We start from the raw sequence: 23,989 nt of genomic DNA, 5'->3' as shown, positions 1-23,989 counted from the left end.
AAGGTGCTCGACCTGCCATGCCTGAGCTGGTGTTCTTCTCCGGAACGATGGACTGCGGAAAGAGCACCCTGGCTCTGCAGATCGAGCACAACCGCTCGGCCCGCGGCCTCCAAGGGATGATCTTCACCCGGGACGACCGGGCGGGCGCCGGGAAGCTCTCCTCACGCCTCGGCCTGGTCACCGACGCCGTCGAGGTCGCCGACGACCTGGACGTGTACGCGTACGTCGTCGACCGGCTCTCCCAGGGCGGCAGGGTGGACTACGTGATCGCGGACGAGGCGCAGTTCCTCGCGCCCGGGCAGATCGACCAGCTCGCGCGGGTCGTCGACGACCTCGATCTCGACGTCTTCGCCTTCGGTATCACCACCGACTTCCGCTCCAAGCTCTTCCCCGGCTCGCAGCGTCTGGTCGAACTGGCCGACCGCGTCGAGGTGTTGCAGGTCGAGGCGCTCTGCTGGTGCGGTGAGCGCGCCACGCACAACGCGCGCACCATCAACGGCGAGATGGTCGTCGAGGGCGCGCAGGTCGTCGTCGGGGACGTCAACCACGTCGAGGACGAGATCGGTTACGAGGTGCTGTGCCGACGGCACCACCGCAGGCGGGCGACGAGCGCGACGGCGCGCGCCGGGGCCCTCTCACCCGACGTGCTGCCCGTCGCGTAGCCCACGACGCGGGACACCCCGTCCACCACGTGGACGCGCGCCTCAGGACGCGGACGTCACGAGCGCGAACTCGGCCCCTTCGGGGTCGGCCACCGTCGCCACCCGGCCGCGCGCGCCGTCCCGTGCGGCCCTGACGGCATGGCCGCCCAGGTCGGCGACGCGCTCCACCGCCTCGTCGACGTCCCGGACCTCGAAGTACGTCATCCAGTGCGGGCCGCGGTCGGGCGGCAGCGCGTGGCCGACGCCGTGCACGGACGCCACCGGCCGGTCCTCCAGGAGCAGCGTCACGCAGTCGAAATCGGCGGAGACCACCGCGTCCTCGGTGTAGCCGAAGACCGACTCGTAGAACTTCGTCACGCTCGCGGTCTCCCGCGTCACCAGCTCGTTCCACGCCACCGCGCCGGGTACACCGGTCACCGCCATCCCCAGGTGCTCCGCCGCCTGCCAGATGCCGAAGACCGCCCCCGAGGGGTCGGAGCCGATCGCCATCCGGCCCGCCTCACCGGCGTCCAGCGGGCCGACGCCCACCGTGCCGCCGCATTGCCGCACCGTCGCGGCGGTCACGTCCACATCGTCCGAGGCCACGTACGGGGTCCAGGCGATCGACAGCTGGCGCTCGGCAGGCAGCAGACCGATGCCGGCCACCTCCTTGCCGTCGAGGAGCGCCCGCGCGTACGGGCCCAGCTGCCTCGGCCCCGGCCTGAACTCCCAGCCGAACAGTGCTCCGTAGAACTCCTGGGTCGCGGCCATGTCGTGCACCATCAGGCTCACCCAGCAAGGTGTCCCCGGCGCGCGCCTGGCTGCTGCCTCGGTCATCGTCACTCTCTCCTCGAAGCGGACCCCGCAGGGCCCGCGATCGGAAACGCGTGTCACAGCACGCCCGTGCTGATGGTGGCACTGCGTGCCGCACGGCGCTCCCTGACAGCGCCGTCACCGCCGGGCTCCGCACAGAGAATGCCCGAAACGGTAGGTCGAAGACGTTTCTGCGTCATGTTCCGGCCGAGCCCGGCCGGATGACGCTCGGTAGTCGATCGAGCACGCTATCCGAACGAGAGCTCCCGGGCCAGACCATGAGCAAGGATGGCCCTCATGAATGCCATCATCACCGCATCTGAACTCGCGAGCGAGCTGACCGGGGAGACGCCGCCCGTCCTGCTCGACATCCGCTGGCAGCTCAGCACCGGGAAGGCCGCGGGAGAACCCGCGTTCGACGGGCGCGCCGAGTACGTCGCGGGCCACCTCCCCGGCGCGGTCTTCGTCGACCTCGACGCGGAACTCGCTGGTCACGCGGGACCGGACCACGGTCGGCACCCCCTGCCCGACCTGGCCGAGCTGGGTGCGGCGCTGCGCGCGGCCGGTGTCCGTGCCGACCGCGACGTGGTCGTGTACGACGGGGGACAGGGCTGGGCCGCGGCCCGCGCCTGGTGGCTGCTGCGCTGGACGGGTCACCCGTCCGTGCGGGTCCTCGACGGCGGCCTCGCCGCCTGGCAGGGGCCTCTGGAGACCGGCACCGTCACGCCGGAGCCCGGCACCTTCACCCCTGCACCCGGTGCCACCGGCCTCCTCGACGCGGACGGCGCCGCCGCGCTCGCCCGCTCCGGCCTCCTCCTCGACGCTCGCGCCACCGAGCGCTACCGCGGCGACGTGGAGCCGATCGACCGCGTCGGCGGCCACATCCCCGGCGCGGTGTCGGCGCCGACCACGCAGAACGTCGGGCCGGAGGGCCGCTTCCGTCCGGCAGGCGAACTCGCCGCACGCTTCAAGGCCCTTGGCGCGACCGGCGAGCCGGGCCAGGTCGGGGTCTACTGCGGTTCGGGTGTCTCCGGCGCCCACGAGGTCCTGGCGCTCGCGGTGGCGGGCATCGACGCGCAGCTGTACGTCGGCTCGTGGTCACAGTGGTCCGCGGACGAGTCCCGCCCGGTGGCGACCGGCCCGGACCCGCAGTGACCGCCGCTCCGTACGCGGCGACGGCCCGCACCGAACGATCGGTGCGGGCCGTCGCGCGTGGTCGCGGCTACTCCTGCTTCTTGCGGCGCGTCCCGAAGACGATCTCGTCCCAGCTCGGCACGGCGGCCCGGCGTCCGGGGCGGACCCCGTCGGCCTCGGCCTGGCGGTCGGTGGTGCCGGTGAGGCGGTCCCGGTGGCCCGCGACGCTGCGCGGCATCAGCACGTCCGCGTACGCGGAGCCGGCCCCGGCCGACGCGGCGGGCGCTGCCGGTTCCTCCAGCTCGGCTACGACGGCGGGCGGCTCCGGGTCCTCCTGCGACGGCTCGGGCGCCGGCGCGGGACGGTCGGGCACCACGATGTCGCCGCGGTAGCTGGGCACGGCCTCCAGGAGGCTCGTCAGCGAGTCGCGCTCCGAGGAGGAGGCGATCGCCGGGAGGTTCTCCTCCAGGGGCGGCTCCGGCGGCGCCGGACGCTCCAACTGCCGGTCCAGGGCGCGGTCCAGCGGACGGTCCCGGGGCAGCCGGGCGATGCGCGGCACGAACGGGAACGTGGGCTCGGGCGCGCCGATGTCGTCGGACTCGCCGATCAGCGAGCGCGCCTCGTCGTCCACGGCCTGGACGAGTCTGCGGGGCGGGTCGTACGTCCAGCTCGCCGAGTGCGGTTCGCCCGCGACCCGGTAGACGAGCAGGACTTCCCAGGTGCCGTCGTCGCGGCGCCACGAGTCCCACTGGACGGTCTCCCGGTCGGCGCCGCGCAGCAGCAGCCGCTCCTGTACGGCCTCGCCGAGCTGGGGGCCGGTGTTCTCGCCGGGGCGGCGTACGGGGGTCTTCCTGGCCCGCTCGGCCATGAAGGCGCGCTCCGCGAGCACGGGCCCCTCGAACCGGCGCACCCGGTCGACCGGGATGCCCGCGAACTGGGCGACCTCCTCGGCGGAGGCGCCTGCCCGTATGCGCGCCTGGATGTCGCGTGGGCGGAGGTGGCTCTCCACCTCGATCTCGATCTGGCCGAGACGCGGACGATCGCCGCGCACGGCGGCCCGGAGGCGCTCGTCGATCGGAAGCGTGTACTCCGTGCTGTCCGCAGCCTTCAGCACCAGCCGTGTGCCGTCGTTAGAGACGGCCACGACACGCAGTTCGGGCATGGGGACCTCCCGGGTGGTGCCTGCCGACGTCACGTGCGTCGCTGCTTCCGCTAGTCGAGTGTGGCCTGCCCGGGTGCAGCCTGCCACAACCTTGCCGAGTTGCCCGGCGTGTCGGGCGACGACCCGAGAGCGCCGTTATGGCACGGTTACCTGTTCGCAACGCTAAGTGACCGAAGTCGTCACCCTGTGCAACGAGCCCCCTCTCGGCGGTCCTGGAAGGCCCCGGACACCCTGGCGGGAGACCGGACCCAGGGCTCGCAACAGTACTCCATTCGGGCCACGCGCGTGGATCGCCTCGCCGCCGAACTTCTCACGCGTGGCGCGAGTTGAGCCGGGAGTACCCGGAGTCCACGCCCGATTCGTGAGGGATGCGCGTGGTGTGCTTCACGGAATCTTCAGAAGCGGAACCAGGGCCTTCGGTCATACGTCCCTTTCTCGTGCGGCACAGGAAGTTCGCGTAGCCTCGTGAGCTTCGGTACGAAAAGCGGACTGGTGACGAGAAGGGCAGGTAAGGGTCGGAAATGGGCGTAAGGCCGGACAACTCCCAGGACGAGCAGGACAAGCCCCAGGGGAAGAAGCGGGTGGATCTGAGCGTGCCTCAGGTGGCGGGCAGCGCGGTCGCCGCCGTCGTGGCCGCGAAGCTCGCCTCCAGTTTCGGCGTCTACGGCACGATCCTGGGGGCGGGCGTGGTCAGTGCGCTCGCCACCTGTGGCGGCACCGTCTTCCAGCACTTCTTCAGCCGTACCGGCGAGCAGATACGTGACGTGGCGGTGCAGACGAAGCCCAAGGGCAAACAGGTGCCGGTGACGGCCGAGGGGCGCCCGGTCCCGCGCACCTTCCGCTCGGACGAGTCGATGGACGCGACGAAGGCCATGGCCACCGGCGGCCGCCTTCCCGCCGCCCGCCCCGCCACGGCCGCCCTGCCGACGACCACGACGTGGGGGGCGCCGGGACCGGCGGGCGCCGGGGCCGTGGCGGCGCCGCACGGCGCGGCCGAGGAGGACATGACGCGGCTCCTCGACACCGGCGGGGTCGCCGACCTCTTCCCCGATGACACCGGCGGGACGCAACTGCCCGACGCGGCCAAGGAGGAGCAGACACGGTCCCTTGGCGCGGCCGACCCGGAGGAGACGCGCCTCGGTACGGCCGACCAGGGAGAGACGCGCCTTAGCACGGCCGACCCGGAGCAGACGCGGTTCCTCGGTACGGCCGACCCGGAGAGGACACGGATCCTCGGGGCCGTCGATGCCGACAAGACGCAGCTCCTCAAGGTGGGCCCGGTCGACGACGCGACCCGGATGCTGCGGCCCGCGACGGGCCTCCCGCACCAGGCGGCCTCCGCCGCCGGCGGCGACGAGGAGTTCACCGAGGGCACCGTGCACACGGTCCGCGTGAAGCGGTGGAAGAAGCCGTTGATCGCCGCCGCCGTCGTCTTCGGCGTCACCATGGGCGGCATCACCACGTATGAGATCGTGGCCGGGCACAGCTTCAGCGGTGACAGCGGCGGGACGACGTTCCGGGACGCCTTCACCGGCCACCACAAGTCGACCGGCGACAGCGACCCGGCCCCCAGCACGCCGACGCCCTCCGACGGCAGCAGCACCGGCACGGAGAGCGGCACCCCGCGCGACGGAGACGGCCCGTCCACGGGCGAGGACGCCACGCCCACTCCGACGCCGAGCACCAGCAGCGGTTCGGACACCGGGTCCGGCACGGACTCCGACCCGGACCCGGACGGCAACGGCTCGGACAACGGCGGGAACAGCGACGGCGGCAAGGCGACCCCGACCCCGACGCCCACGCCGACCCCGTCGGGGAGCGCGGACACCGGCACCGGGCCGGGCGCCGGCACCAGCGGGCAGAGCCCGGCGCAGTAGGCGCGGGCCGCCGCCGAGGACCCGGCGCGCCGCCTCAGTCGCCGAGGACCCGCCGCAGGTAGGCGTTGCCGAAGAGGCGGTCCGGGTCCAGCCGGTCACGCAGCCGGGTGAACTCGCCGAAGCGCGGATAGGCCTGCGCGAAATACGCGGCGTCGCGCGTGTGGATCTTGCCCCAGTGCGGGCGGCCCTCATGCGCGGTGAAGATCTGCTCGGCGGCCGTGAAGTAGCGCTGGTACGGGGTGCCCCGGTACATGTGGACCGCGATGTAGGCGCTGTCACGGCCGGACGCGGTGGACAGGGTGATGTCGTCGGCGGGGGCCGTGCGGACCTCGACGGGGAAGCTGACGCGCAGGGGCGAGCGGTCCACCATGGACTTCAGCTCGCGCAGCGTCTCCACCAGCGCCGCCCGCGGGACGGCGTACTCCATCTCCACGAAACGGACGCGGCGCGGCGAGGTGAAGACCTTGTACGGGATGTCCGTGTACGTCCGCGCGGAGAGCGCCTTGCTGGAGATCTTGGCGATCGCCGGGATCGTGGCGGGCACCGCGCGGCCGAGCGTATTGACCACCTGGAACAGCCCGTTGGAGAGCACCTCGTCGTCGACGAAGCCGCTCAGCCGGGAGACCGGGGCCTCGGGACCCGCGCTGCGGTTGTTGCGCTTGGTGTTGCAGTTTCCGGTGTGCGGGAACCAGTAGAACTCGAAGTGCTCGTTCTCGGCGTACAGCTCGTCGAAGTCGGCGGTGACCCGGTCGAAGCTCATCGGCTCCTCGCGCGCGGTGAGCAGGAAGAGCGGCTCGACGGCGAAGGTGAGGGCGGTGATGACGCCGAGCGCGCCGAGGCCGACGCGGGCGGCCGCGAAGACCTCCGGGTTCTCCTTCTCGGAGCACCTCAGGAGTTCACCGCTCGCCGTCACCAGTTCGAGGCCCTTGATCTGGGCGGCGATCGAAGCCGAGTCGCGGCCCGTGCCGTGCGTGCCGGTGCTGGTGGCGCCGGAGACGGTCTGCTCCATGATGTCGCCCATGTTGGTGAGCGACAGGCCCTCGCGGGCCAGGGCCAGATTGAGCCGCTTGAGCGGGGTGCCAGCCTCGACCGTGACCGTCCCGGCGGCCCGGTCGACCGAGCGGATGCCGGTCAGCAGCTGAGGGCGTATCAGCACCCCGTCGGTGGCGGCCGCCGCGGTGAAGGAGTGGCCGGTGCCGACGGCCTTCACCGTCAGGCCGTCCCGCGCCGCGCCGCGCACGGCCGCGGCCAGCTCCTCCGCGGAGGCGGGCGTCACCTCGCGCGCGGGACGCGCGGTGACGTTCCCCGCCCAGTTACGCCATGTTGCGCCGCTCTTCGCGCCCTTGTCCGTCTGCGCCGTGCTCATCGCTCGTCCCTCCCCGCCGCGGAACCGGCTGCTGCAGCCGGCGGTAGCCGAGGAACGCGACCACGACCGCGACGGCACCGGCGACCCCCGGCACCCCGTACCCCGCCTTCGCGCCGGCGGCATCGATCACCCAGCCGGCCGCGGAGGAGCCGAGCGCGACCCCGACCGCGAGTCCGGTGCTCACCCAGGTCATGCCCTCGGTCAGTTTCGCGCGTGGTACGTGCTGCTCGACGAGGGCCATCGTCGTGATCATCGTCGGTGCGATGGACAGGCCCGCAACGAAGAGCGCCACGGCCAGAAACGCCAGGTTCCCGACCAGTTGGAGGGGGATCATACTCAGGCCCATCGCGACGACCCCGACCAGCCACCTGCGCGCGGGCGCCCCCGTGAAGTGCAGCAGGCCGAAGACGGCGCCCGCGACGCAGGACCCGGACGCGTACACGGCGAGCACCACACTGGCCAGGGACTTGTGCCCCTGGTCCTCCGCGAAGGCCACCGTCACGACGTCGACGGCCCCGAAGATCGCGCCCGTCGCCACGAACGTGGCCACCAGGACCTGCAACCCGCGCGCGCGGAGCGCCGATCCGCCGCCGTGCTGCGCGCGCGGGTGCGGCGCGGGCTCGGTGGCGCGCTGCCCGGTCAGCCAGAAGACGCCCGCCGCGAGGAAACACCCCGCAAGGAGCGGCCCGGCCTCCGGGAACCACGCCGTGGACAGCCCGATCGAGAGGATCGGCCCGAAGATGAAGCACACCTCGTCGATCACGGACTCGAAGGAGTACGCCGTGTGCAGCTGCCGCGGCGCGTCCTGGTACAGGACGGCCCACCGCGCCCGGATCATCGAGCCGACGCTCGGCACGCAGCCGATGAACGCGGCGCACAGGAACAGCGTCCAGTCCGCGGCCTCGTAGGTCGCGCAGAGCAGCATCGCGGCGACCGCGACGAGCGAGACCAGCGTGGCCGGACGCAGCACGCGCCGCTGGCCGTACCGGTCGACCAGGCGGGAGATCTGCGGCCCGATCGCCGCGGCGGACAGGGCCACCGTCGCCGACAGGGCGCCGGCCAGTCCGTAGCGCCCGGTCAGCTGCGAGACCATCGTGACGATGCCGATGCCCATCATCGACAGGGGCATCCGGCCCAGGAACCCGGCCACGGAGAAACTCTTGGTGCCGGGCAGGGCGAAAATGGCGCGGTAGGGGCTGGGCAACGGGACTCCGGCGTCAGGGCGGGGCGTAAGGGGTAGGTCGGTGGTGCGACCGATACAGCTTACGCGTGTCATGGACGGGCGGCATGGCAGTTCTCCGCCTGTCAGTGGCGGGTGGCAGGATCGAAGACATGCCAGACGCTGCCAAGCTCGACGCCCGCCCCTACGACGCCTTGCTGCTGCTCTCGTTCGGAGGCCCCGAGGGCCCCGACGACGTCGTCCCGTTCCTGGAGAACGTGACGCGGGGCCGCGGCATCCCCACGGAGCGGCTCAAGGAAGTGGGGCAGCACTACTTCCTGTTCGGCGGGGTCAGCCCCATCAACGACCAGAACCGGGCGCTGCTCGACGCCTTGCGCAAGGACTTCGCCGAGCACGGCCTGGACCTGCCGGTCTACTGGGGCAACCGGAACTGGGCGCCGTACCTGACCGACACCCTGCGCGAGATGGTCACGGACGGACACCGCCGCATCCTCGTGCTCGCCACCAGCGCGTACGCGTCGTACTCGGGCTGCCGCCAGTACCGCGAGAACCTCGCGGAGTCGCTGGCCGCCCTGGAGGCCGAAGGTCTTGAGCTGCCCACGATCGACAAGCTGCGCCACTACTTCAACCACCCCGGCTTCGTCCGTCCCATGGTCGACGGCGTCCTGAAGTCCCTCGCCGACCTTCCCGAGGACGTCCGGGACGGCGCCCACATCGCCTTCAGCACGCACTCCATCCCCACCGCGGCGGCCGACACCTCCGGCCCGGTGGCGGAGCACGGCGACGGCGGCGCGTACGTGCGGCAGCACCTGGACGTCGCGCGCCTGATCGCCGACGCCGTGTGCGAGGAGACCGGCGTCGACCACCCCTGGCAGCTCGTCTACCAGTCGCGTTCCGGCGCTCCGCACATCCCGTGGCTGGAGCCCGACATCTGCGACCACCTGGAGGAGCGCCACGGGGCCGGTGTCCCGGCCGTCGTCATGGCCCCCATCGGGTTCGTCTCGGACCACATGGAGGTCCTCTACGACCTCGACACCGAGGCCACGGCCAAGGCGGCGGAGCTGGGTCTGCCGGTCCGCCGGTCGGCGACCGTGGGCGCCGACCCGCGCTTCGCCGCCGCCGTCCGGGAGCTGGTCCTGGAGCGGGCCGCGGGCGAGAGCGGCGCGGACGTCGCACCGTGCGCGCTCGGCGCCCTCGGCGCCAGCCATGACCTGTGCCCGGTGGGCTGCTGCCCGGCCCGCGCCCCCAAGCCCGCCGCCGCGGGCGCCGACAGCCCGTACGCGTAAGGACGCCGACGTGACCGACCTCAAGGCCGAACTCCTCGCCGTCGCCCTGGAGGCGGCCGCCCGCGCCGGGACCTTCCTGCGCGACGGGCGCCCCGCCGACCTCGGCGTCGCCGCCACCAAGACCAGCGCCGTCGACGTGGTCACCGAGATGGACATCGCCTCCGAGAAGCTCATCACCGACTTCCTGGCCGAGCGCCGCCCCGACGACGGCGTGCTCGGCGAGGAGGGCGCCTCCAGCGAGGGCAGCAGCGGCGTCCAGTGGGTCATCGACCCCATCGACGGAACCGTCAACTACCTGTACGGGCGCCCCGACTGGTCCGTCTCCATCGCGGCCCGCAAGGACGGCGAGACGATCGTCGGCGTCGTCGCCGCGCCGATGCGCGCCGAGACCTACCGCGCCGTCCTGGGGGAGGGCGCCCACGTGAACGACCGGCCCGCCCACGCGCGCGTGGCGCCCCCCTTCGGACAGGCGCTGGTCGGCACCGGCTTCGGTTACCTGGAGTCGCGCCGGGCCCGACAGGCCGACGTCGTACGGGAGTTGGTACCCCGGGTCCGGGACATCCGGCGCGGCGGCTCGGCCGCGATCGACCTCTGCGACGTGGCGCTCGGTCGCCTCGACGCGTACTACGAGCGCGGCCTCAACCCCTGGGACTACGCGGCCGGCGACCTGATCGCCCGCGAGGCGGGCGCGCTGACCGGTGGCCGTCCCGGCGACCCCGTGTCGCCCGAGCTGACGGTCGCCGCGCCGCCCGGCCTCTTCGAGCCGCTGCAGAACCTGCTGGAGGAGCTGGGCGCCTGGCACGACTGACGCGGCCGTGCCCGCACACGGCGAAGGGCCCCGGCGCCCGCCTGGATCGATATCAGGCGCCGGGGCCCTTCCCTGTGCCGGTCTGGTCTGTCGGAGGTCGGTCAGGCGCTCGCGGCGTGGATCTCCACGCCGTGCTCGGCGGCGAGGCGGTGGAGGTCGTCCAACTCGCCCTGCTCGACCTCCGCGAGGAAGTCGTCGCCGGTCTCGCGCGCCAGCGTGAGGTCGGACTCGGCCGCCTTTATGCGCTGCAGCAGTCCTGCGGTGAATGCGTCCATGGTTGCGCCCCCTCGTCCTGGGTCGTGGGTCGGTGGCACGGGGGTGTGCCCTGTGGAAGGGGTGATCACGTCTCGAGCCGCCTGCGGTGAGCAGCTCGTGGCACGCCACATACAAAGCGTGATCGCGGGTGTAGAACCGTCCTCCCCCCGGCCCCATCCGCGGAAACCTCAACACCCGGAGAAAAACCGGCATTCCCCCGCCGCCTGGCCGCCTTACAGCCGGTTTATGGCCGAAAGGGGCAGGATGGAGGCTCACATCCCAGGAAACGATCTGCCCGCGTGCGCCCGAACCTGCCCGCGGGTGGCCAGAGGAAGGACAGCGACGTGCGCGTACTCGTCGTCGAGGACGAGCAACTGCTCGCCGATGCGGTGGCCACCGGGCTGCGCCGGGAGGCCATGGCCGTCGACGTCGTGTACGACGGTGCGGCGGCCCTCGAGCGCATCGGCGTCAACGACTACGACGTGGTCGTGCTCGACCGCGACCTCCCGCTCGTGCACGGCGACGACGTCGCCCGCAAGATCGTCGAGCTGGGCATGGCCACCCGCATCCTGATGCTGACCGCCTCCGGTGACGTCAGCGACCGCGTGGAGGGCCTGGAACTGGGCGCCGACGACTACCTGCCCAAGCCCTTCGCGTTCAGCGAGCTGACGGCCCGTGTGCGGGCTCTGGGACGCCGTACGAGCGTGCCCCTGCCGCCCGTCCTGGAGCGCGCCGGGATCAAGCTCGACCCGAACCGGCGCGAGGTGTTCCGCGACGGCAAGGAGATCCAGCTCGCCCCGAAGGAGTTCGCCGTCCTGGAGGTGCTGCTGCGCAGCGAGGGCGCCGTCGTCTCCGCCGAGCAGCTTCTGGAGAAGGCCTGGGACGAGAACACGGACCCGTTCACGAACGTCGTGCGCGTCACCGTGATGACGCTGCGCCGCAAGCTGGGCGAGCCCGCGGTCATCGTCACGGTGCCCGGCTCCGGCTACCGGATCTGATCCCACCATGGCCGCCCCAGCGCCCCCCACCGCGCCTCCGAAGCCGAGCTGGAAACCGGGCACGAAAGTCGACCCGCCCTTCCCCTGGCTCCGCCCCACCATCCGCATACGGCTCACGCTGCTCTACGGCGGCATGTTCCTCATCGCGGGCATCCTGCTGCTGTCGATCATCTACATGCTCGCGGCGCAGGCGCTCAACGTGGGCAGCGACCTGCCGTTCAAGATCATCAACCACAACCTCGTCAGCTCGGTCTGCGCCATCCCGTCCGACCCGACGGACAACCAGCTCAACGACGCCCTTAACGACTGCGTCAACCAGCAGCGCCAGCACGCCCTGGACGTCCTGCTGAGCCGCTCCCTCATGGCTCTGCTCGGCCTCGCGATCATCGCCTTCGCCTTCGGGTACGCGATGGCGGGCCGCGTCCTGTCCCCGCTCGGCCGCATCACGCGCACCGCGCGCCGCGTGGCCGGCACGGACCTGACGCGCCGCATCGAGCTGGACGGCCCGGACGACGAGCTGAAGGAGCTGTCGGACACCTTCGACGAGATGCTCGACCGCCTGGAGCGGGCGTTCACGGCGCAGCAGAGGTTCGTGGGCAACGCCTCGCACGAACTGCGCACCCCGCTCGCCATCAACCGCACCCTCCTGGAGGTCCACCTCTCGGACCCGGGCGCCCCGGTCGAGCTGCAACAGCTCGGCAAGACCCTGCTCGCCACGAACGAGCGCAGCGAACAGCTGGTGGAGGGCCTGCTGCTGCTCGCCCGCAGCGACAACCAGATCGTCGAGCGCAAGCCCGTGGACCTGGCGGAGGTCGCCTCCCAGGCGCTCGATCAAGCCAGGTCCGAGGCGGAGGAGAAGGGCGTGGAGGTCCGGGGCGAGCGCAAGGAGGCGGTCGTCCAGGGCAACGGCGTCCTCCTGGAGCGCATCGCGCTGAACCTCGTCCAGAACGCGATCCGCTACAACGTCGCGGAGGGCGGCTGGGTCCAGGTCGACACCGAGGCCCAGCACGGGCAGGCCGTCCTGCTGGTCGCCAACACGGGCCCGGTCGTCCCCGCGTACGAGATCGACAACCTCTTCGAACCGTTCCGGCGGCTGCGCACCGAGCGCACCGGCAGCGACAAGGGGGTCGGGCTCGGCCTGTCCATCGCCCGGTCGGTGGCGCGGGCGCACGGTGGCCGGATCACCGCGGTGCCCCGGGAGGGGGGTGGCCTCGTGATGCGTGTCACCCTGCCGATCTAGGCCGGTTCGACGTGCGCCGCGCGGAGGGATCTGACATGCTTCCGCCGACGCGCTGGAAGAGTTCGCTTTTAGCGGAATTTTCGGGACCTGCAACCCGTCAGTCCGTGTGTGATCGATCACAAGGGCGATATTCCGGGTTTCTACTCTGCGTGATCGTAAAAGCCGTCTGAAAGCCGGAAAATCCGAGTTTTCGGGCACCTTGATCACGGGAAGTACACGGGGTGGCGCCCGTGCGGTACGAAATCGGACCGTGTACGGTCCCGATCGCCACCCAAGCCGATCACTCCTGAGGGGTCCGGTTGGGTGTCGATTGAGTAACAGACCTTGATGTGAGGCAAAATCTCCGCCTCAGGTCGGGCACAAGTCCGGCCTCTCATGCGTTACGTGCGCTGAGACACCGCATACACCCAGAGGGGGAGAGCGCGACATGGCAACGGACTACGACACCCCACGCAAGACAGATGATGACCTCAACGAGGACAGCATCGAAGAGCTGAAGTCCCGGAGGAACGACAAGTCGGCGTCCAACGTCGACGTGGACGAGTTCGAGGCGGCCGAGGGTCTGGAACTTCCGGGCGCCGACCTCTCGAACGAGGAGCTGGCCGTCCGGGTCCTGCCCAAGCAGCAGGACGAGTTCACCTGCATGAGCTGCTTCCTGGTGCACCACCGCAGCCAGCTCGCGCGGGAGAAGAACGGCCAGCCGATCTGCCGCGACTGCGACTGAGGTGGGGTCGGGCATGAGTGGCTCGACCCCGCCCTGGAAGCGCCGCATCCGCAGCAAGCACCGGGATGCGGCAGAAGGCCCGTCAGAGGCCGTGCGTGACGACGACGGGCGGGGCTCTTCCACCAGTGAAGACGCCTCGCTCGAAGCGGCGCACCCCCGCGACACGACGGGTGCCCCGACGGCGGCCGGTGTCGTGGTGGCGCACGACTCCGACGCGGTCGAGGCGACGGGCAGCGACATGTCGCCGGCCCGGCGTCGCAGGGACGCCATGAAGGACGGCGTCCGCAAGAGCGGCAGTGCCGCCAGAACCGGCCTGACCAAGAGCGGCAGCGCCGCACGGACCGGCCTCGCCAAGAGCGGCAGCGCCGCCAGAGCCGCGGTCGGCCACCTCGCCGACCGGATCATCGACATCGCCCCGCGCGTGCCCGTACGGGACCTCGCGACCCTGCGCAGACACTTCCCGGGCCTGGGGCCCGAGCAGATCGCCGACAAGCTGGTCGCCGGAGCGGCGGCCGCCTCGTCCACGGTGGGCGCCGGTGTCGGCGTGGCCGCGATGCTGCCCGTCCCGCCCGCGATGCCGGCCGAACTGGCCGCGGAGATCACGGGCGTCGCGGCGATCGAGCTGAAGCTCATCGCCGAACTCCACGAGGTCTACGGGGTCCGGCCCCCCGGGAACCTGCCCAGCCGCAGCAGCGCCTACCTGACCTCCTGGTCCGAGGAGCGCGGGATCGACGTCTCGAAGCCGTCGACCCTGAACGCGGCGCTGGGCGGCCAGATGAAGCGCGAACTGCGCCAGCAGATCATGAAGCGGATGGTCCGCAACCTCCCCGCCCTGATGCCGTTCCTGGTGGGCGCCGCGGTCGGCGCGGCCATGAACCGCAGGGACACCAAGAAGCTCGCCGAGCGGGTCCGCAAGGACCTGCGCCGCCTCCAGGTGCCCTGGGACGCCCTGCCCGAGCTGCCGGCCCTGCCCGTACCGAAGGACGCCCTGGAGATCGAGGACTGATCCCCGTAGGACCGGCCCTTGCGGCACGCGCGCGCCGGCGCGGGGGAGGCCCCGGCCGGGTCAGGCGCCCAGAGCCTTTGCCAGAACTTCAGGTTCGCGGGTCGACAGGTAGACGTACGGCGTCGGATCGGACGGGTCCGTGATCTGGGCGCGGACCGCCGTGGGGACGTAGCTGCGCAGGAGCATGAAGGCGCGCGGGTCCGCCTTGTACGTGCGCCAGGCGCGCGCCTCCTCCGCGTCCAGGATCTCGACGGAGCCCAGCGCCGACAGCGGGATCCGCGCTTCCCCCGCCACCAGCGAGTCGCCCACGACGCGGATCCGCACGGAGCCGTACTGGCTGGTGATCACGGCCGCCACGAGGATTCCGCCGACGAACCCGCCGAGCAGCGGCAGCGTGCCGAAGGGCAGCAGCGTCAGACCGCAGGCCACCCCCACGAGGAAGGTGACGAGCCACCACGTTTTAGGTGCGGTGAGGCGTTCTTCGTAAGGCGTCGTCGAGAGCTCCATGCGACCAAGCTTGGCACGATGCGCGACGGCACAGGACGCGCAGGTAAGGTCTGCGCCTGTGAGTGGTACTTCAGCAGCTCTGACGCCCCCCGCCGACGCCATAACGCCGGTGCGCCACCCCGACGCTCCCGCCCCCGGTGAGCTTCTCGGCGCGCACTACGGCCACTGTTTCGGCTGCGGCGGTGAGCAGCCGCACGGACTGCACCTTGCGGCGCGCGCCGGTGACGGTGTGCGCGTCACCGCCGAGTTCACCGTGCGCTCCGCCCACCAGGGCGCGCCCGGCCTGGCCCACGGCGGTGTCCTCGCCGCCGCCCTCGACGAGACGCTCGGTTCGCTCAACTGGCTGCTGCGGGTCATCGCCGTGACCGGCCGGCTGGAGACGGACTTCGTGCGGCCCGTGCCCGTGGACACCGTGCTGCACCTGTCCGCGGAGGTCACCGCCGTCGCAGGCCGCAAGATCTACTCGACCGCCACCGGCCGGCTCGGCGGCCCCGACGGGCCCGTCGCGGTCCGCGCCGACGCCCTGTTCATCGAGGTCAAGGTCGACCACTTCATCGACAACGGCCGCCCGCAGGAGATCCAGGCGGCCATGAGCGACCCGGACCAGGTCCGGCGCGCGCGTGCCTTCGAGGTGAACCCGTGAACCAGCCGCTGGACGTGCTCATCCGGCGCGTCGACCCCGATGTGCCGCTGCCCGCGTACGCGCACCCGGGTGACGCGGGCGCCGACCTGCGCACCACCGAGGGGTGCGTCCTCGCGCCGGGCGAGCGCGTGGTCCTGCCCACCGGCGTGGCTGTCGCGCTGCCCGAGGGGTACGCGGCCTTCGTGCACCCGCGCTCCGGGCTCGCCGCTCGCTGTGGTGTCGCTCTGGTGAATGCCCCGGGGACGGTGGATGCCGGGTACCGTGGGGAGATCAAGGTGATCGTGGTGAATCTCGACCCGCGCGAGAAGGTGCGGTTCGAGCGCTTCGACCGGATTGCCCAACTGGTCGTCCAGCAGGTCGAGAGGGTGCGCTTCCAGGAGGTCGCGCAGCTTCCCGGCTCCGTGCGGGCCGAGGGGGGCTTCGGGTCCACGGGAGGCCACGCCTCGGTGGGCACGGACGGTCAACAGGGTGGGAATCGATACGCATCGGTCGTATCCGACCGGGAAGGACAGTGACGTGTTCGGACGTCGCAAGAAGAACAGCTCCGCTGAAGACGCAGTGGACGCGGCGGGCGAGGCCGAGCAGGTCGACGGTGTCGACGGGGCCGACAGTGCCGGTACGGACGCCGAGGGGCGCTCCGCGCGCGTCCGGCTGGAGCCGGAGCCGCGGCCCGACGGGCCCTGGGACTCCACCGAGGTCCGCGAGCCCGGCGAGGGCCGGGTCGACCTGGGCGGACTCTTCGTCCCCGGTGTGGACGGCATGGAGCTGCGCGTGGAGGTCGCGGGTGACGCGATCGTCGCCGCGACGGTCGTCCTCCAGGACAGCGCGGTCCAGCTGCAGGCCTTCGCCGCCCCCAAGAAGGAGGGCATCTGGGGCGAGGTCCGCGAGGAGATCGCCTCGGGCATCACCCAGCAGGGTGGTGTGATCGACGAGGTCGAGGGTCCGCTCGGCTGGGAGCTGCGGGCCCAGGTGCCGGTGCAGCTGCCGGACGGCACCGGCGGTTTTCAGGTCGTGCGGTTCATCGGTGTGGACGGCCCGCGCTGGTTCCTGCGCGGTGTCATCTCGGGCCAGGGCGCGGTGCAGCCGCAGGCGGCCGGCCTGCTGGAGCAGATCTTCCGGGACACCGTCGTGGTCCGCGGCGAGGGCCCGATGGCCCCGCGCGACCCGATCGTCCTGAAGCTTCCCGACGACGCGCAGATGGTCGCCGAGGGCGCCGGTCAGGACGCCGCGGACGGCTCGCGCTTCTCCGGCGGCATGGGCCAGCTGGCCCGGGGTCCGGAGATCACCGAGGTTCGCTGACCCGTCGGTCCGTACACCGGCCGGGGCCGCGCATCCCAAGGGGTGCGCGGCCCCGGCCGTTTTCCTGTCCGCTCCCAACTGCCGTTCCGTTCCGCGTACTTGACGGGGGGCTGGTCCGTACCTAGGGTCACCGGCCAGCGCTGTGGTTCATATCAGCGCCTAGCGTTCACATACGAGAACGGATGGCCCCCACCATGCAGGCTCGTCACAGAAGATCGCGTCCCGCCCTGCTCGCCACCCTCGCCACCGCCGTCGCCGCGCTGGTCGCCGGCGTCGTCACCGGGCCCGCCGCGGACCGCGCCGAGGCCGCCCCCACCGCCTTCGCCCACCCCGGCGTCACCGTCTCCCGGGCACAGCTGGACTTCGCCAAGGCCAAGGTCGACGCCGGCGCGCAGCCCTGGAAGAGCGCCTTCGACCAGATGATCGCCGGCAAGTACGCCGATCTGAACCGCACCCCCAAGCCCCGAGCCACCGTCGAGTGCGGCTCGTACTCGAACCCCAACTACGGCTGCACCGACGAGCGCGAGGACGCGATAGCCGCGTACACCGACGCGCTCGCCTGGTACTTCACGCGCGACGAGCGGTACGCGAAGAAGTCGATCGCACTCATGGACGCCTGGTCCGGGACGATCAAGGAGCACACCAACAGCAACGGGCCGCTGCAGACCGGCTGGGCAGGCTCCTCCTGGCCCAAGGCCGCCGAGATCATCAAGTACACGTACACCGGCGGCTGGGCCAATGAGGCGCGCTTCAAGACCATGCTGCGCGACGTCTACCTGCCGAAGATCATCAACGGCTCCAACTCCAACGGGAACTGGGAGCTGTCGATGATGGAGGCCGCCGTCGGCATCTCCGTCTTCCTGGAGGACAAGGCGTCCTACGACAAGGCGATGGCGAAGTTCCGCACCCGCACGGCCGCCTACGTCTACCTCGCCTCGGACGGCGCGCTGCCCAGGACCGTGCCGAGCCAGAACCTGGACACCAAGGCCAAGATCGTCAGCTACTGGCAGGGCCAGTCGACGTTCGTGACCGGCCTGACGCAGGAGACCTGCCGCGACTTCACCCACACCGGGTACGGCATCTCCGCCATCTCGCACATCGCCGAGACCAGCCGCATCCAGGGCCAGGATCTGTACGGCACGGACGTCGGCGAGCGGCTGCGCCAGGCGCTCGGCTTCCACGCCAAGTACGAGCTCGGGGAGGCTCCGCCGAGCTGGCTGTGCGGCGGCAGCGTCACCCGCGGGCTCGGCCCCGTCACCGAGGTCGGCTACAACGCCCTGCACACCCGCCTCGGCACCGCCATGACCAACACCCAGAAGCTGACCGAGCAGCAGCGGCCCGCCGGCTCCGACAACCTCTTCGTCGCCTGGGAGACCCTCACCCACGCCGAGAACCCGAGCTGACCCGCGCGGCCTCGCCATTGCCCGGCCGGGCGCCGCGTGACCATACTGGCGCCCGGCCGGGAACGTACGTACGGGGGAGCGGGACGCATGACCGAGAGCACCGGGGCGGGGAGTGCCGTCCTCGGCCAGGACGGCGGCGGGCCGATGGTCGTCGTGCGGGACCTGCACCGCTCCTACGGCACCGGCGCCGCCGCCGTGCACGCCCTGCGCGGCGTCTCCTTCGAGATCCCGCGCGGCGAACTCGTCGCGCTCAAGGGCCGCTCGGGCTCCGGCAAGACGACCCTGCTCAACCTCGTCGGCGGCCTCGACACACCGGACCGCGGCGAGGTCGAGGTCGACGGACTCGACCTCGCCGGCCTCGGTGAGAACGGGCTCCTGGAGCTGCGCCGCGACCGCGTCGGCTTCGTCTTCCAGTCCTTCGGGCTCATCCCGATCCTCTCCGCCGCCGAGAACGTCGGCGTCCCGCTGCGGCTGCGCGGGACGCCGGTGCGCGAACGCGAGGAACGGGTCGCCCTGCTCCTGACCCTCGTCGGCCTCGAGAACCACGCCGGGCAGCGGCCCGGCGAGCTCTCCGGCGGCCAGCAGCAGCGCGTCGCCATCGCCCGCGCCCTGGCCAACCGGCCCGCCCTGCTGATCGCCGACGAACCGACCGGCCAGCTCGACGCGGAGACCGGGCTCGCCGTGATGGAGCTGCTGCGCGCCGTCGTGCGCAGCGAGCGCGTCACGGCGCTGGTGGCCACACACGATCCGACGCTGCTCGGCCTCGCCGACCGGGTCCTGGAGCTGAGCGACGGCGAGATCGTCGAGCACCGGACCGAGCGCTGAACCGAGTACCGGGCCGAGCACCGAGCGGTCCACGCGGGCATCAGGGTTCTGTCAAAGACCGCCGCCCACCAGGCATCCGTCCGCTCCGCCACCCCCGATGACCGTAAGGTCGACGCCATGGGACGCGGCAAGCTTCGGATCTACCTCGGTTCCGCACCGGGCGTCGGCAAGACGTACGCGATGCTGGCCGAGGCGCACCGTCGCACCGAGCGCGGCACTGACTGTGCCGTCGCCTTCGTCGAGCACCACCGGCGGCCCCGGACCGAGGTCATGCTGCACGGCCTCGAAGTCGTCCCGCGCAAGGAGATCGCGTACCGCGGCTCCGTCTTCCCCGAGATGGACGTCGACGCCGTCCTGACGCGGGCCCCGGCCGTCGCTCTCGTCGACGAGCTGGCGCACACGAACGTGCCGGGCTCGCGCCACGCCAAGCGCTGGCAGGACGTCGAGGAACTGCTCGCCGCGGGCATCGACGTCGTCTCGACCGTCAACATCCAGCACCTGGAATCACTCGGCGACGTCGTCGAGGCGATCACCGGTGTCCGCCAGCGCGAGACGGTCCCCGACGAGGTCGTGCGCCGCGCGGACCAGATCGAACTCGTCGACATGTCGCCCCAGGCCCTGCGCCGCCGGATGGCCCACGGCAACATCTACAAACCGGACAAGGTCGACGCGGCCCTCTCCAACTACTTCCGCCCCGGCAACCTCACCGCCCTGCGCGAACTGGCCCTCCTGTGGGTCGCCGACCGCGCCGACGAGTACCTCCAGCAGTACCGGGGCGAGCACAACATCCGCTCCACCTGGCAGGCTCGCGAGCGCATCCTCGTCGGCCTCACCGGGGGCCCCGAGGGCCGCACGCTGATCCGGCGCGCGGCACGGCTCGCGGAGAAGGGCGCGGGTGGCGAGGTCCTCGCGGTCTACATCGCGCGCAGCGACGGACTGACCGCCGCCTCGCCCAAGGAACTCGCCGTGCAGCGCACCCTCGTCGAGGACCTCGGCGGCACGTTCCACCACGTGATCGGCGACGACGTCCCCGCGGCGCTCCTGGAGTTCGCCCGCGGCGTCAACGCCACGCAGATCGTCCTCGGCTCCTCCCGCCGCAAGACCTGGCAGTACGTCTTCGGACCCGGCGTCGGCGCGACCGTCGCCCGCGAGTCCGGGCCCGACCTCGACGTCCACATCGTCACTCACGAGGAGGCGGCCAAGGGGCGCGGCCTGCCCGTCGCCCGGGGCGCCCGGCTCGGCCGCACCCGCATCCTCGGCGGCTGGCTCGCCGGCGTCGGCGGCCCCGCGCTGCTCGCCCTCCTGCTCACCCACGTCGACGCCGACCTCGGCCTCGCCAACGACATGCTGTTGTTCCTGTCGCTGACCGTGGCCGCCGCGCTGGTCGGCGGACTGCTCCCGGCGCTCGCCTCGGCCGCGTTCGGCTCGCTGCTCCTGAACTACTTCTTCACGCCCCCCTTGCACCTGTTCACCGTCGCCGACCCGAAGAACATCGTCGCCATCGTGATCTTCGTGGGCGTCGCCGTCTCGGTCGCGTCGGTCGTCGACCTCGCCGCCCGGCGCACCCACCAGGCCGCCCGGCTGCGCGCCGAGTCCGAGATCCTCTCCTTCCTCGCGGGCAGCGTGCTGCGCGGCGACACCAGCCTGGAAGCGCTGCTCGAACGCGTACGCGAGACCTTCGCGATGGAGTCTGTCGCGCTCCTGGAGCGGGAGACGGAGACCTCCGCCTGGACCTGCGCGGGAAGCGTCGGGCCGCACCCCGACGGCCGGCCCGAGGACGCCGACGTCGACGTGCCCGTGGGCGACCACATGGCGCTGGCGCTGACCGGGCGCGTGCTGCCCGCGGAGGACCGGCGGGTGCTCGCCGCCTTCGGCGCGCAGGCCGCCGTAGTGGTGGACCGGCGCCGGCTCCAGTCGGAGGCCGAACAGGCCCGCACCCTCGCCGAGGGCAACCGCATCCGCACCGCCCTGCTCGCCGCCGTCAGCCACGACCTGCGCACCCCGCTCGCCGGCATCAAGGCCGCCGTCTCCTCCTTGCGCTCGCCGGACGTCGACTGGTCGCCCGAGGACCGGGCCGAGCTGCTCGCCGGGATCGAGGCGGGCGCCGACCGGCTCGACCACCTCGTCGGGAACCTGCTCGACATGTCACGGCTCCAGACCGGCACGGTCACCCCGCTCGTCCGGGAGACCGACCTCGACGAGGTGGTGCCGATGGCGCTGGTCGGCGTGGAGGACCCGGAGCTCAGCGTCGACCTCGACATCCCGGAGTCGCTGCCGATGGTCAGCGTCGACAAGGGCCTGCTGGAGCGGGCCGTCGCGAACATCGTCGAGAACGCCGTCAAGTACAGCCCGCCCGACGCCCCCGTCCTGGTCTCCGCCAGCACGCTCGGCCGCCGCGTCGAACTGCGCGTGGTGGACCGCGGTCCCGGCGTCCCGGACGAGGCCAAGGAGCGCATCTTCGCGCCCTTCCAGCGCTACGGAGACGCGCCGCGGGGCGCGGGCGTCGGGCTCGGCCTCGCCGTGGCCCGCGGCTTCGTCGAGGCCATGGGCGGCACACTCGGTGCGGAGGACACTCCTGGTGGCGGACTCACCATGGTCCTCACCCTGCGGGCGGCGGACCCCGTCACCGGCACGGCAGCGACCCGGACCCCAGTGACCGAGACCGCAGTGACCGAGACCGCAGTGACCGATACCGGAGTGACTCAGAACGCGGTGACCGAGACCGCGACAACCGAGACAGCGGCGGCCGACACCGCCGCCGCGCAGAGAGGCAGGCACGCATGACCAGGGTGCTCGTGGTCGACGACGAGCCGGGGATCGTCCGCGCCCTCGTCATCAACTTGAAGGCGCGCAAGTACGAGGTGGACGCGGCGGCCGACGGGGCCGGCGCGCTCCAGCTCGCGGCCGCCCGCCACCCCGACGTCGTCGTCCTGGACCTCGGCCTGCCCGACATGGACGGCGTCGAGGTGATCAAGGGGCTGCGCGGCTGGACCCGCGTGCCGATCCTCGTGCTCTCCGCCCGGCACTCCTCGGACGAGAAGGTCGAGGCGCTCGACGCGGGCGCCGACGACTACGTGACCAAGCCCTTCGGCATGGACGAGCTGCTCGCGCGGCTGCGCGCGGCCGTGCGGCGCGCCGAGCCCACCGGCCCCGGCGGCGACGAGGGGATCGTCGAGACGGACGGCTTCACCGTCGACATGGCCGCGAAGAAGGTCCACCGGGCCGGCCGCGACGTGCGCCTGACCCCGACCGAGTGGCACCTGCTTGAGGTGCTCGTGCGCAACACGGGACGCCTGGTCGGCCAGAAGCAGCTGTTGCAGGAGGTGTGGGGCCCCTCGTACGGCACGGAGACCAACTACCTGCGCGTGTACATGGCCCAGCTGCGCCGCAAGCTGGAGGCCGATCCCTCGCACCCGCGGCACTTCGTCACGGAGCCGGGAATGGGCTACCGGTTCGAGAAATAAGCGCCCCGTGATCGGGGTACACCAGCGAGTACGACCGATGAAGCGGCCCCGGGTAGGCTTCCTGTATGAGTGCTGTTCCTCGTTCCGACAGGGCGTCCGAGAAGCCGGCGGGCCGCTTCCGGCGCATGCTCGACCGGCTGTCCACCTCCCAGGAGGACCTGGAGTCGGAGGAGCTGCGCGAGGACTCCCAGACCACGGGCTGTACGCGCATCGGCGACTGCCAGGACCGCCAGGTGGTCCAGGTAACTGGTACGTTGCGCACGGTGACCCTGCGACCACGCGCCGGAGTCCCGGCCCTGGAGGCGGAGTTGTTCGACGGGTCGGCCGCCCTGGACGTGGTGTGGCTCGGCCGGCGTTCGATTCTGGGAATCGAACCTGGCCGCAAGCTGATCGCTTCCGGGCGGATCTCGATGAGCCGGGGCCGTAGGGTGCTCTTCAACCCGAAGTACGAACTCAGACCGCTCGGACGGGAGTAGCCGGTGACGTCCCTCGACAAGCCGACCGACCGCGAACAGGAAGCCCACCAAGCAGATCAGGGCTCCACCGCTGCGAAGGCGGTGACCGAGGCCGCGCTCTTCGAGGCCTTCGGCGGCGTGCGGGGCATGGTGGAGACGGTCGTGCCCGGCCTCCTCTTCGTGACCATCTTCACGATCAACAAGGACCTGCACGTGTCGGCCATCGCGGCCCTCGCGGTCTCCCTGGTCCTCGTCGTGGTGCGGCTGGTCATGAAGGACACCGTCAAGCACGCCTTCAGCGGCGTCTTCGGTGTCGCGTTCGGCGTCGTCTTCGCGATGTTCACCGGCAACGCCAAGGACTTCTACCTGCCGGGCATGCTCTACACGCTGGGGCTCGCGCTCGCCTACATCGTGACCACGCTCTGCGGCGTCCCCCTGATCGGGCTCATCCTCGGCCCCGTGTTCAAGGAGAACCTGTCGTGGCGCACACGTAACCCCGGCCGCAAGAAGGCGTACGGCAAGGCGAGTTGGGCCTGGGGGCTCATCCTGCTCGCCAAGTGCGCGATTCTCTTCCCGCTGTACTTCTGGGCGGACACGGACTCGGCGACGACGCAGTTCAGCTGGGTGCTGATCGCGCTGAAGATCCCGCCGTTCCTGCTGGCGGTCTATCTGACGTGGGTCTTCCTGGCGAAGGCGCCCGCGCCGATCGATGTGTTCGCCGAGATGGAAGCGGCCGAGGCCGCTGAGAAGGCTGCTTCTGCTGAGGGTGCGCGGCATCGCCGGGAGGCCTGAGGTCATCTCGCGGCCGCGGGCCGTCGATGGCTGGGCGCGCAGTTCCCCGCGCCCCTGAACAGCGGAAGGGGGGGGCCGCCCCCGGCGGCGTGGGGGGGGCCCCCGACCCGC

The 23,989-nt window shown here is 71.7% G+C and carries 24 protein-coding genes; 18 read left to right on the top strand and 6 right to left on the bottom strand.

All coding sequences use genetic code 11. From position 1 onward, the window contains the following. Positions 1-17 precede the first annotated feature (17 nt). Positions 18-662, top strand: a complete 645-nt coding sequence (locus ABZY33_RS10070) for a thymidine kinase (RefSeq protein WP_356491048.1) — start codon at positions 18-20, stop codon at positions 660-662. Positions 663-704: 42 nt separating this feature from the next. Here the strand turns inward: ABZY33_RS10070 and ABZY33_RS10065 are convergent, their stop codons facing one another. Then, positions 705-1,478: a VOC family protein gene (locus ABZY33_RS10065; protein ID WP_356491047.1), complete on the bottom strand. Its 774-nt coding sequence runs from the start codon at positions 1,476-1,478 to the stop codon at positions 705-707. 273 nt (positions 1,479-1,751) lie between these two features. On the opposite strand from ABZY33_RS10065, the gene ABZY33_RS10060 reads away from it, so the two are divergent. After that, entirely contained in the window at positions 1,752-2,609 is an 858-nt protein-coding gene (locus ABZY33_RS10060; RefSeq protein ID WP_356491046.1) for a sulfurtransferase, read from the top strand. Between the two features lie 67 nt (positions 2,610-2,676). Here the strand turns inward: ABZY33_RS10060 and sepH are convergent, their stop codons facing one another. Beyond that, entirely contained in the window at positions 2,677-3,750 is a 1,074-nt protein-coding gene (sepH, locus tag ABZY33_RS10055) for a septation protein SepH (RefSeq protein WP_356491045.1), read from the bottom strand. Between the two features lie 521 nt (positions 3,751-4,271). On the opposite strand from sepH, the gene ABZY33_RS10050 reads away from it, so the two are divergent. Then, complete coding sequence (locus tag ABZY33_RS10050; RefSeq protein ID WP_356491044.1) at positions 4,272-5,627, top strand: hypothetical protein; 1,356 nt, start codon at positions 4,272-4,274, stop codon at positions 5,625-5,627. A gap of 34 nt (positions 5,628-5,661) precedes the next feature. On the opposite strand, the gene ABZY33_RS10045 is transcribed toward ABZY33_RS10050, so the two are convergent. After that, the gene (locus tag ABZY33_RS10045) at positions 5,662-6,993 is read right to left on the bottom strand and encodes a D-arabinono-1,4-lactone oxidase (RefSeq protein WP_356491043.1); all 1,332 of its coding nucleotides are present in this window, start codon (positions 6,991-6,993) and stop codon (positions 5,662-5,664) included. Beyond that, on the bottom strand, positions 6,941-8,197 hold the full coding sequence (locus tag ABZY33_RS10040) for an MFS transporter (RefSeq protein WP_356491042.1): 1,257 nt from the start codon (positions 8,195-8,197) through the stop codon (positions 6,941-6,943). The genes ABZY33_RS10045 and ABZY33_RS10040 overlap by 53 nt, the downstream gene beginning before the upstream one ends. Before the next feature lie 128 nt (positions 8,198-8,325). On the opposite strand from ABZY33_RS10040, the gene ABZY33_RS10035 reads away from it, so the two are divergent. Next, entirely contained in the window at positions 8,326-9,459 is a 1,134-nt protein-coding gene (locus ABZY33_RS10035) for a ferrochelatase (RefSeq protein WP_356491041.1), read from the top strand. Between the two features lie 10 nt (positions 9,460-9,469). Next, positions 9,470-10,267 (top strand): inositol monophosphatase family protein, encoded by a 798-nt coding sequence (locus ABZY33_RS10030; protein ID WP_356491040.1) that lies wholly within the window; start codon positions 9,470-9,472, stop codon positions 10,265-10,267. 101 nt (positions 10,268-10,368) lie between these two features. On the opposite strand, the gene ABZY33_RS10025 is transcribed toward ABZY33_RS10030, so the two are convergent. Further along, entirely contained in the window at positions 10,369-10,542 is a 174-nt protein-coding gene (locus ABZY33_RS10025; RefSeq protein ID WP_356491039.1) for a hypothetical protein, read from the bottom strand. A gap of 324 nt (positions 10,543-10,866) precedes the next feature. On the opposite strand from ABZY33_RS10025, the gene ABZY33_RS10020 reads away from it, so the two are divergent. The 4 genes from ABZY33_RS10020 to ABZY33_RS10005 all read left to right on the top strand — a co-directional run bounded on the left by ABZY33_RS10020 (position 10,867) and on the right by ABZY33_RS10005 (position 14,490). Then, a complete protein-coding gene (locus ABZY33_RS10020) occupies positions 10,867-11,520 on the top strand; it encodes a response regulator transcription factor (RefSeq protein ID WP_207826424.1) in 654 nt (217 codons plus the stop codon). Positions 11,521-11,527: 7 nt separating this feature from the next. Then, positions 11,528-12,760, top strand: coding sequence for a HAMP domain-containing sensor histidine kinase (locus ABZY33_RS10015; protein WP_356491038.1), 1,233 nt, complete (start codon positions 11,528-11,530; stop codon positions 12,758-12,760). Between the two features lie 427 nt (positions 12,761-13,187). Beyond that, on the top strand, positions 13,188-13,484 hold the full coding sequence (locus ABZY33_RS10010; protein ID WP_018535993.1) for a DUF4193 domain-containing protein: 297 nt from the start codon (positions 13,188-13,190) through the stop codon (positions 13,482-13,484). Positions 13,485-13,497: 13 nt separating this feature from the next. Then, positions 13,498-14,490, top strand: coding sequence for a hypothetical protein (locus tag ABZY33_RS10005; protein WP_356491037.1), 993 nt, complete (start codon positions 13,498-13,500; stop codon positions 14,488-14,490). A 60-nt stretch (positions 14,491-14,550) separates the two neighbouring features. Here the strand turns inward: ABZY33_RS10005 and ABZY33_RS10000 are convergent, their stop codons facing one another. Next, positions 14,551-14,997: a DUF3093 domain-containing protein gene (locus ABZY33_RS10000; protein ID WP_356491036.1), complete on the bottom strand. Its 447-nt coding sequence runs from the start codon at positions 14,995-14,997 to the stop codon at positions 14,551-14,553. A 58-nt stretch (positions 14,998-15,055) separates the two neighbouring features. Here ABZY33_RS10000 and ABZY33_RS09995 point away from each other — a divergent pair, with 58 nt between their 5' ends. The 9 genes from ABZY33_RS09995 to ABZY33_RS09955 all read left to right on the top strand — a co-directional run bounded on the left by ABZY33_RS09995 (position 15,056) and on the right by ABZY33_RS09955 (position 23,878). Beyond that, positions 15,056-15,640, top strand: coding sequence for a PaaI family thioesterase (locus tag ABZY33_RS09995; protein ID WP_356491035.1), 585 nt, complete (start codon positions 15,056-15,058; stop codon positions 15,638-15,640). Further along, on the top strand, positions 15,637-16,155 hold the full coding sequence (dut, locus tag ABZY33_RS09990; protein ID WP_356491034.1) for a dUTP diphosphatase: 519 nt from the start codon (positions 15,637-15,639) through the stop codon (positions 16,153-16,155). Before ABZY33_RS09995 ends, dut begins: the two co-directional genes overlap by 4 nt. Before the next feature lies 1 nt (position 16,156). Beyond that, positions 16,157-16,939 carry a DUF3710 domain-containing protein gene (locus tag ABZY33_RS09985; protein ID WP_356491033.1) on the top strand — a complete coding sequence of 261 codons (783 nt, stop codon included), beginning with the start codon at positions 16,157-16,159 and terminating at the stop codon, positions 16,937-16,939. 182 nt (positions 16,940-17,121) lie between these two features. Further along, entirely contained in the window at positions 17,122-18,342 is a 1,221-nt protein-coding gene (locus ABZY33_RS09980; protein WP_356491032.1) for an alginate lyase family protein, read from the top strand. Positions 18,343-18,429: 87 nt separating this feature from the next. Further along, positions 18,430-19,167: an ABC transporter ATP-binding protein gene (locus tag ABZY33_RS09975; protein ID WP_356491031.1), complete on the top strand. Its 738-nt coding sequence runs from the start codon at positions 18,430-18,432 to the stop codon at positions 19,165-19,167. Between the two features lie 117 nt (positions 19,168-19,284). After that, on the top strand, positions 19,285-21,951 hold the full coding sequence (locus tag ABZY33_RS09970) for a sensor histidine kinase KdpD (RefSeq protein WP_356491030.1): 2,667 nt from the start codon (positions 19,285-19,287) through the stop codon (positions 21,949-21,951). Next, positions 21,948-22,631: a response regulator gene (locus ABZY33_RS09965; protein ID WP_356491029.1), complete on the top strand. Its 684-nt coding sequence runs from the start codon at positions 21,948-21,950 to the stop codon at positions 22,629-22,631. Before ABZY33_RS09970 ends, ABZY33_RS09965 begins: the two co-directional genes overlap by 4 nt. A 65-nt stretch (positions 22,632-22,696) precedes the next feature. After that, positions 22,697-23,107, top strand: a complete 411-nt coding sequence (locus ABZY33_RS09960) for an OB-fold nucleic acid binding domain-containing protein (protein ID WP_356491028.1) — start codon at positions 22,697-22,699, stop codon at positions 23,105-23,107. 3 nt (positions 23,108-23,110) lie between these two features. Beyond that, entirely contained in the window at positions 23,111-23,878 is a 768-nt protein-coding gene (locus ABZY33_RS09955; RefSeq protein ID WP_356491027.1) for a DUF3159 domain-containing protein, read from the top strand. Positions 23,879-23,989 lie beyond the last annotated feature (111 nt).

Origin of the sequence: Streptomyces sp. NPDC006552 (assembly GCF_040611655.1) — a bacterium.
Taxonomy (GTDB): Bacteria; Actinomycetota; Actinomycetes; order Streptomycetales; family Streptomycetaceae; genus Streptomyces.
Note: the sequence above shows the minus strand (reverse complement) of the source record. Positions and strands in the feature narration are given on the sequence as shown.

Excerpts from the sequence above, each read along its gene's own strand:
- ABZY33_RS10060 (WP_356491046.1), top strand. The coding sequence starts at position 1,752 with ATGAATGCCATCATCACCGCATCTGAACTCGCGAGCGAGCTGACCGGG.
- ABZY33_RS09965 (WP_356491029.1), top strand. The coding sequence starts at position 21,948 with ATGACCAGGGTGCTCGTGGTCGACGACGAGCCGGGGATCGTCCGCGCC.
- ABZY33_RS09960 (WP_356491028.1), top strand. The coding sequence starts at position 22,697 with ATGAGTGCTGTTCCTCGTTCCGACAGGGCGTCCGAGAAGCCGGCGGGC.
- ABZY33_RS09975 (WP_356491031.1), top strand. The coding sequence starts at position 18,430 with ATGACCGAGAGCACCGGGGCGGGGAGTGCCGTCCTCGGCCAGGACGGC.
- ABZY33_RS10070 (WP_356491048.1), top strand. The coding sequence starts at position 18 with ATGCCTGAGCTGGTGTTCTTCTCCGGAACGATGGACTGCGGAAAGAGC.
- ABZY33_RS10010 (WP_018535993.1), top strand. The coding sequence starts at position 13,188 with ATGGCAACGGACTACGACACCCCACGCAAGACAGATGATGACCTCAAC.
- ABZY33_RS10025 (WP_356491039.1), bottom strand. The coding sequence starts at position 10,542 with ATGGACGCATTCACCGCAGGACTGCTGCAGCGCATAAAGGCGGCCGAG.
- sepH (WP_356491045.1), bottom strand. The coding sequence starts at position 3,750 with ATGCCCGAACTGCGTGTCGTGGCCGTCTCTAACGACGGCACACGGCTG.
- ABZY33_RS09980 (WP_356491032.1), top strand. The coding sequence starts at position 17,122 with ATGGCCCCCACCATGCAGGCTCGTCACAGAAGATCGCGTCCCGCCCTG.
- ABZY33_RS10050 (WP_356491044.1), top strand. The coding sequence starts at position 4,272 with ATGGGCGTAAGGCCGGACAACTCCCAGGACGAGCAGGACAAGCCCCAG.
- ABZY33_RS10045 (WP_356491043.1), bottom strand. The coding sequence starts at position 6,993 with ATGAGCACGGCGCAGACGGACAAGGGCGCGAAGAGCGGCGCAACATGG.
- ABZY33_RS10035 (WP_356491041.1), top strand. The coding sequence starts at position 8,326 with ATGCCAGACGCTGCCAAGCTCGACGCCCGCCCCTACGACGCCTTGCTG.
- ABZY33_RS10000 (WP_356491036.1), bottom strand. The coding sequence starts at position 14,997 with ATGGAGCTCTCGACGACGCCTTACGAAGAACGCCTCACCGCACCTAAA.
- ABZY33_RS10005 (WP_356491037.1), top strand. The coding sequence starts at position 13,498 with ATGAGTGGCTCGACCCCGCCCTGGAAGCGCCGCATCCGCAGCAAGCAC.
- ABZY33_RS09970 (WP_356491030.1), top strand. The coding sequence starts at position 19,285 with ATGGGACGCGGCAAGCTTCGGATCTACCTCGGTTCCGCACCGGGCGTC.
- ABZY33_RS10065 (WP_356491047.1), bottom strand. The coding sequence starts at position 1,478 with ATGACCGAGGCAGCAGCCAGGCGCGCGCCGGGGACACCTTGCTGGGTG.
- ABZY33_RS10015 (WP_356491038.1), top strand. The coding sequence starts at position 11,528 with ATGGCCGCCCCAGCGCCCCCCACCGCGCCTCCGAAGCCGAGCTGGAAA.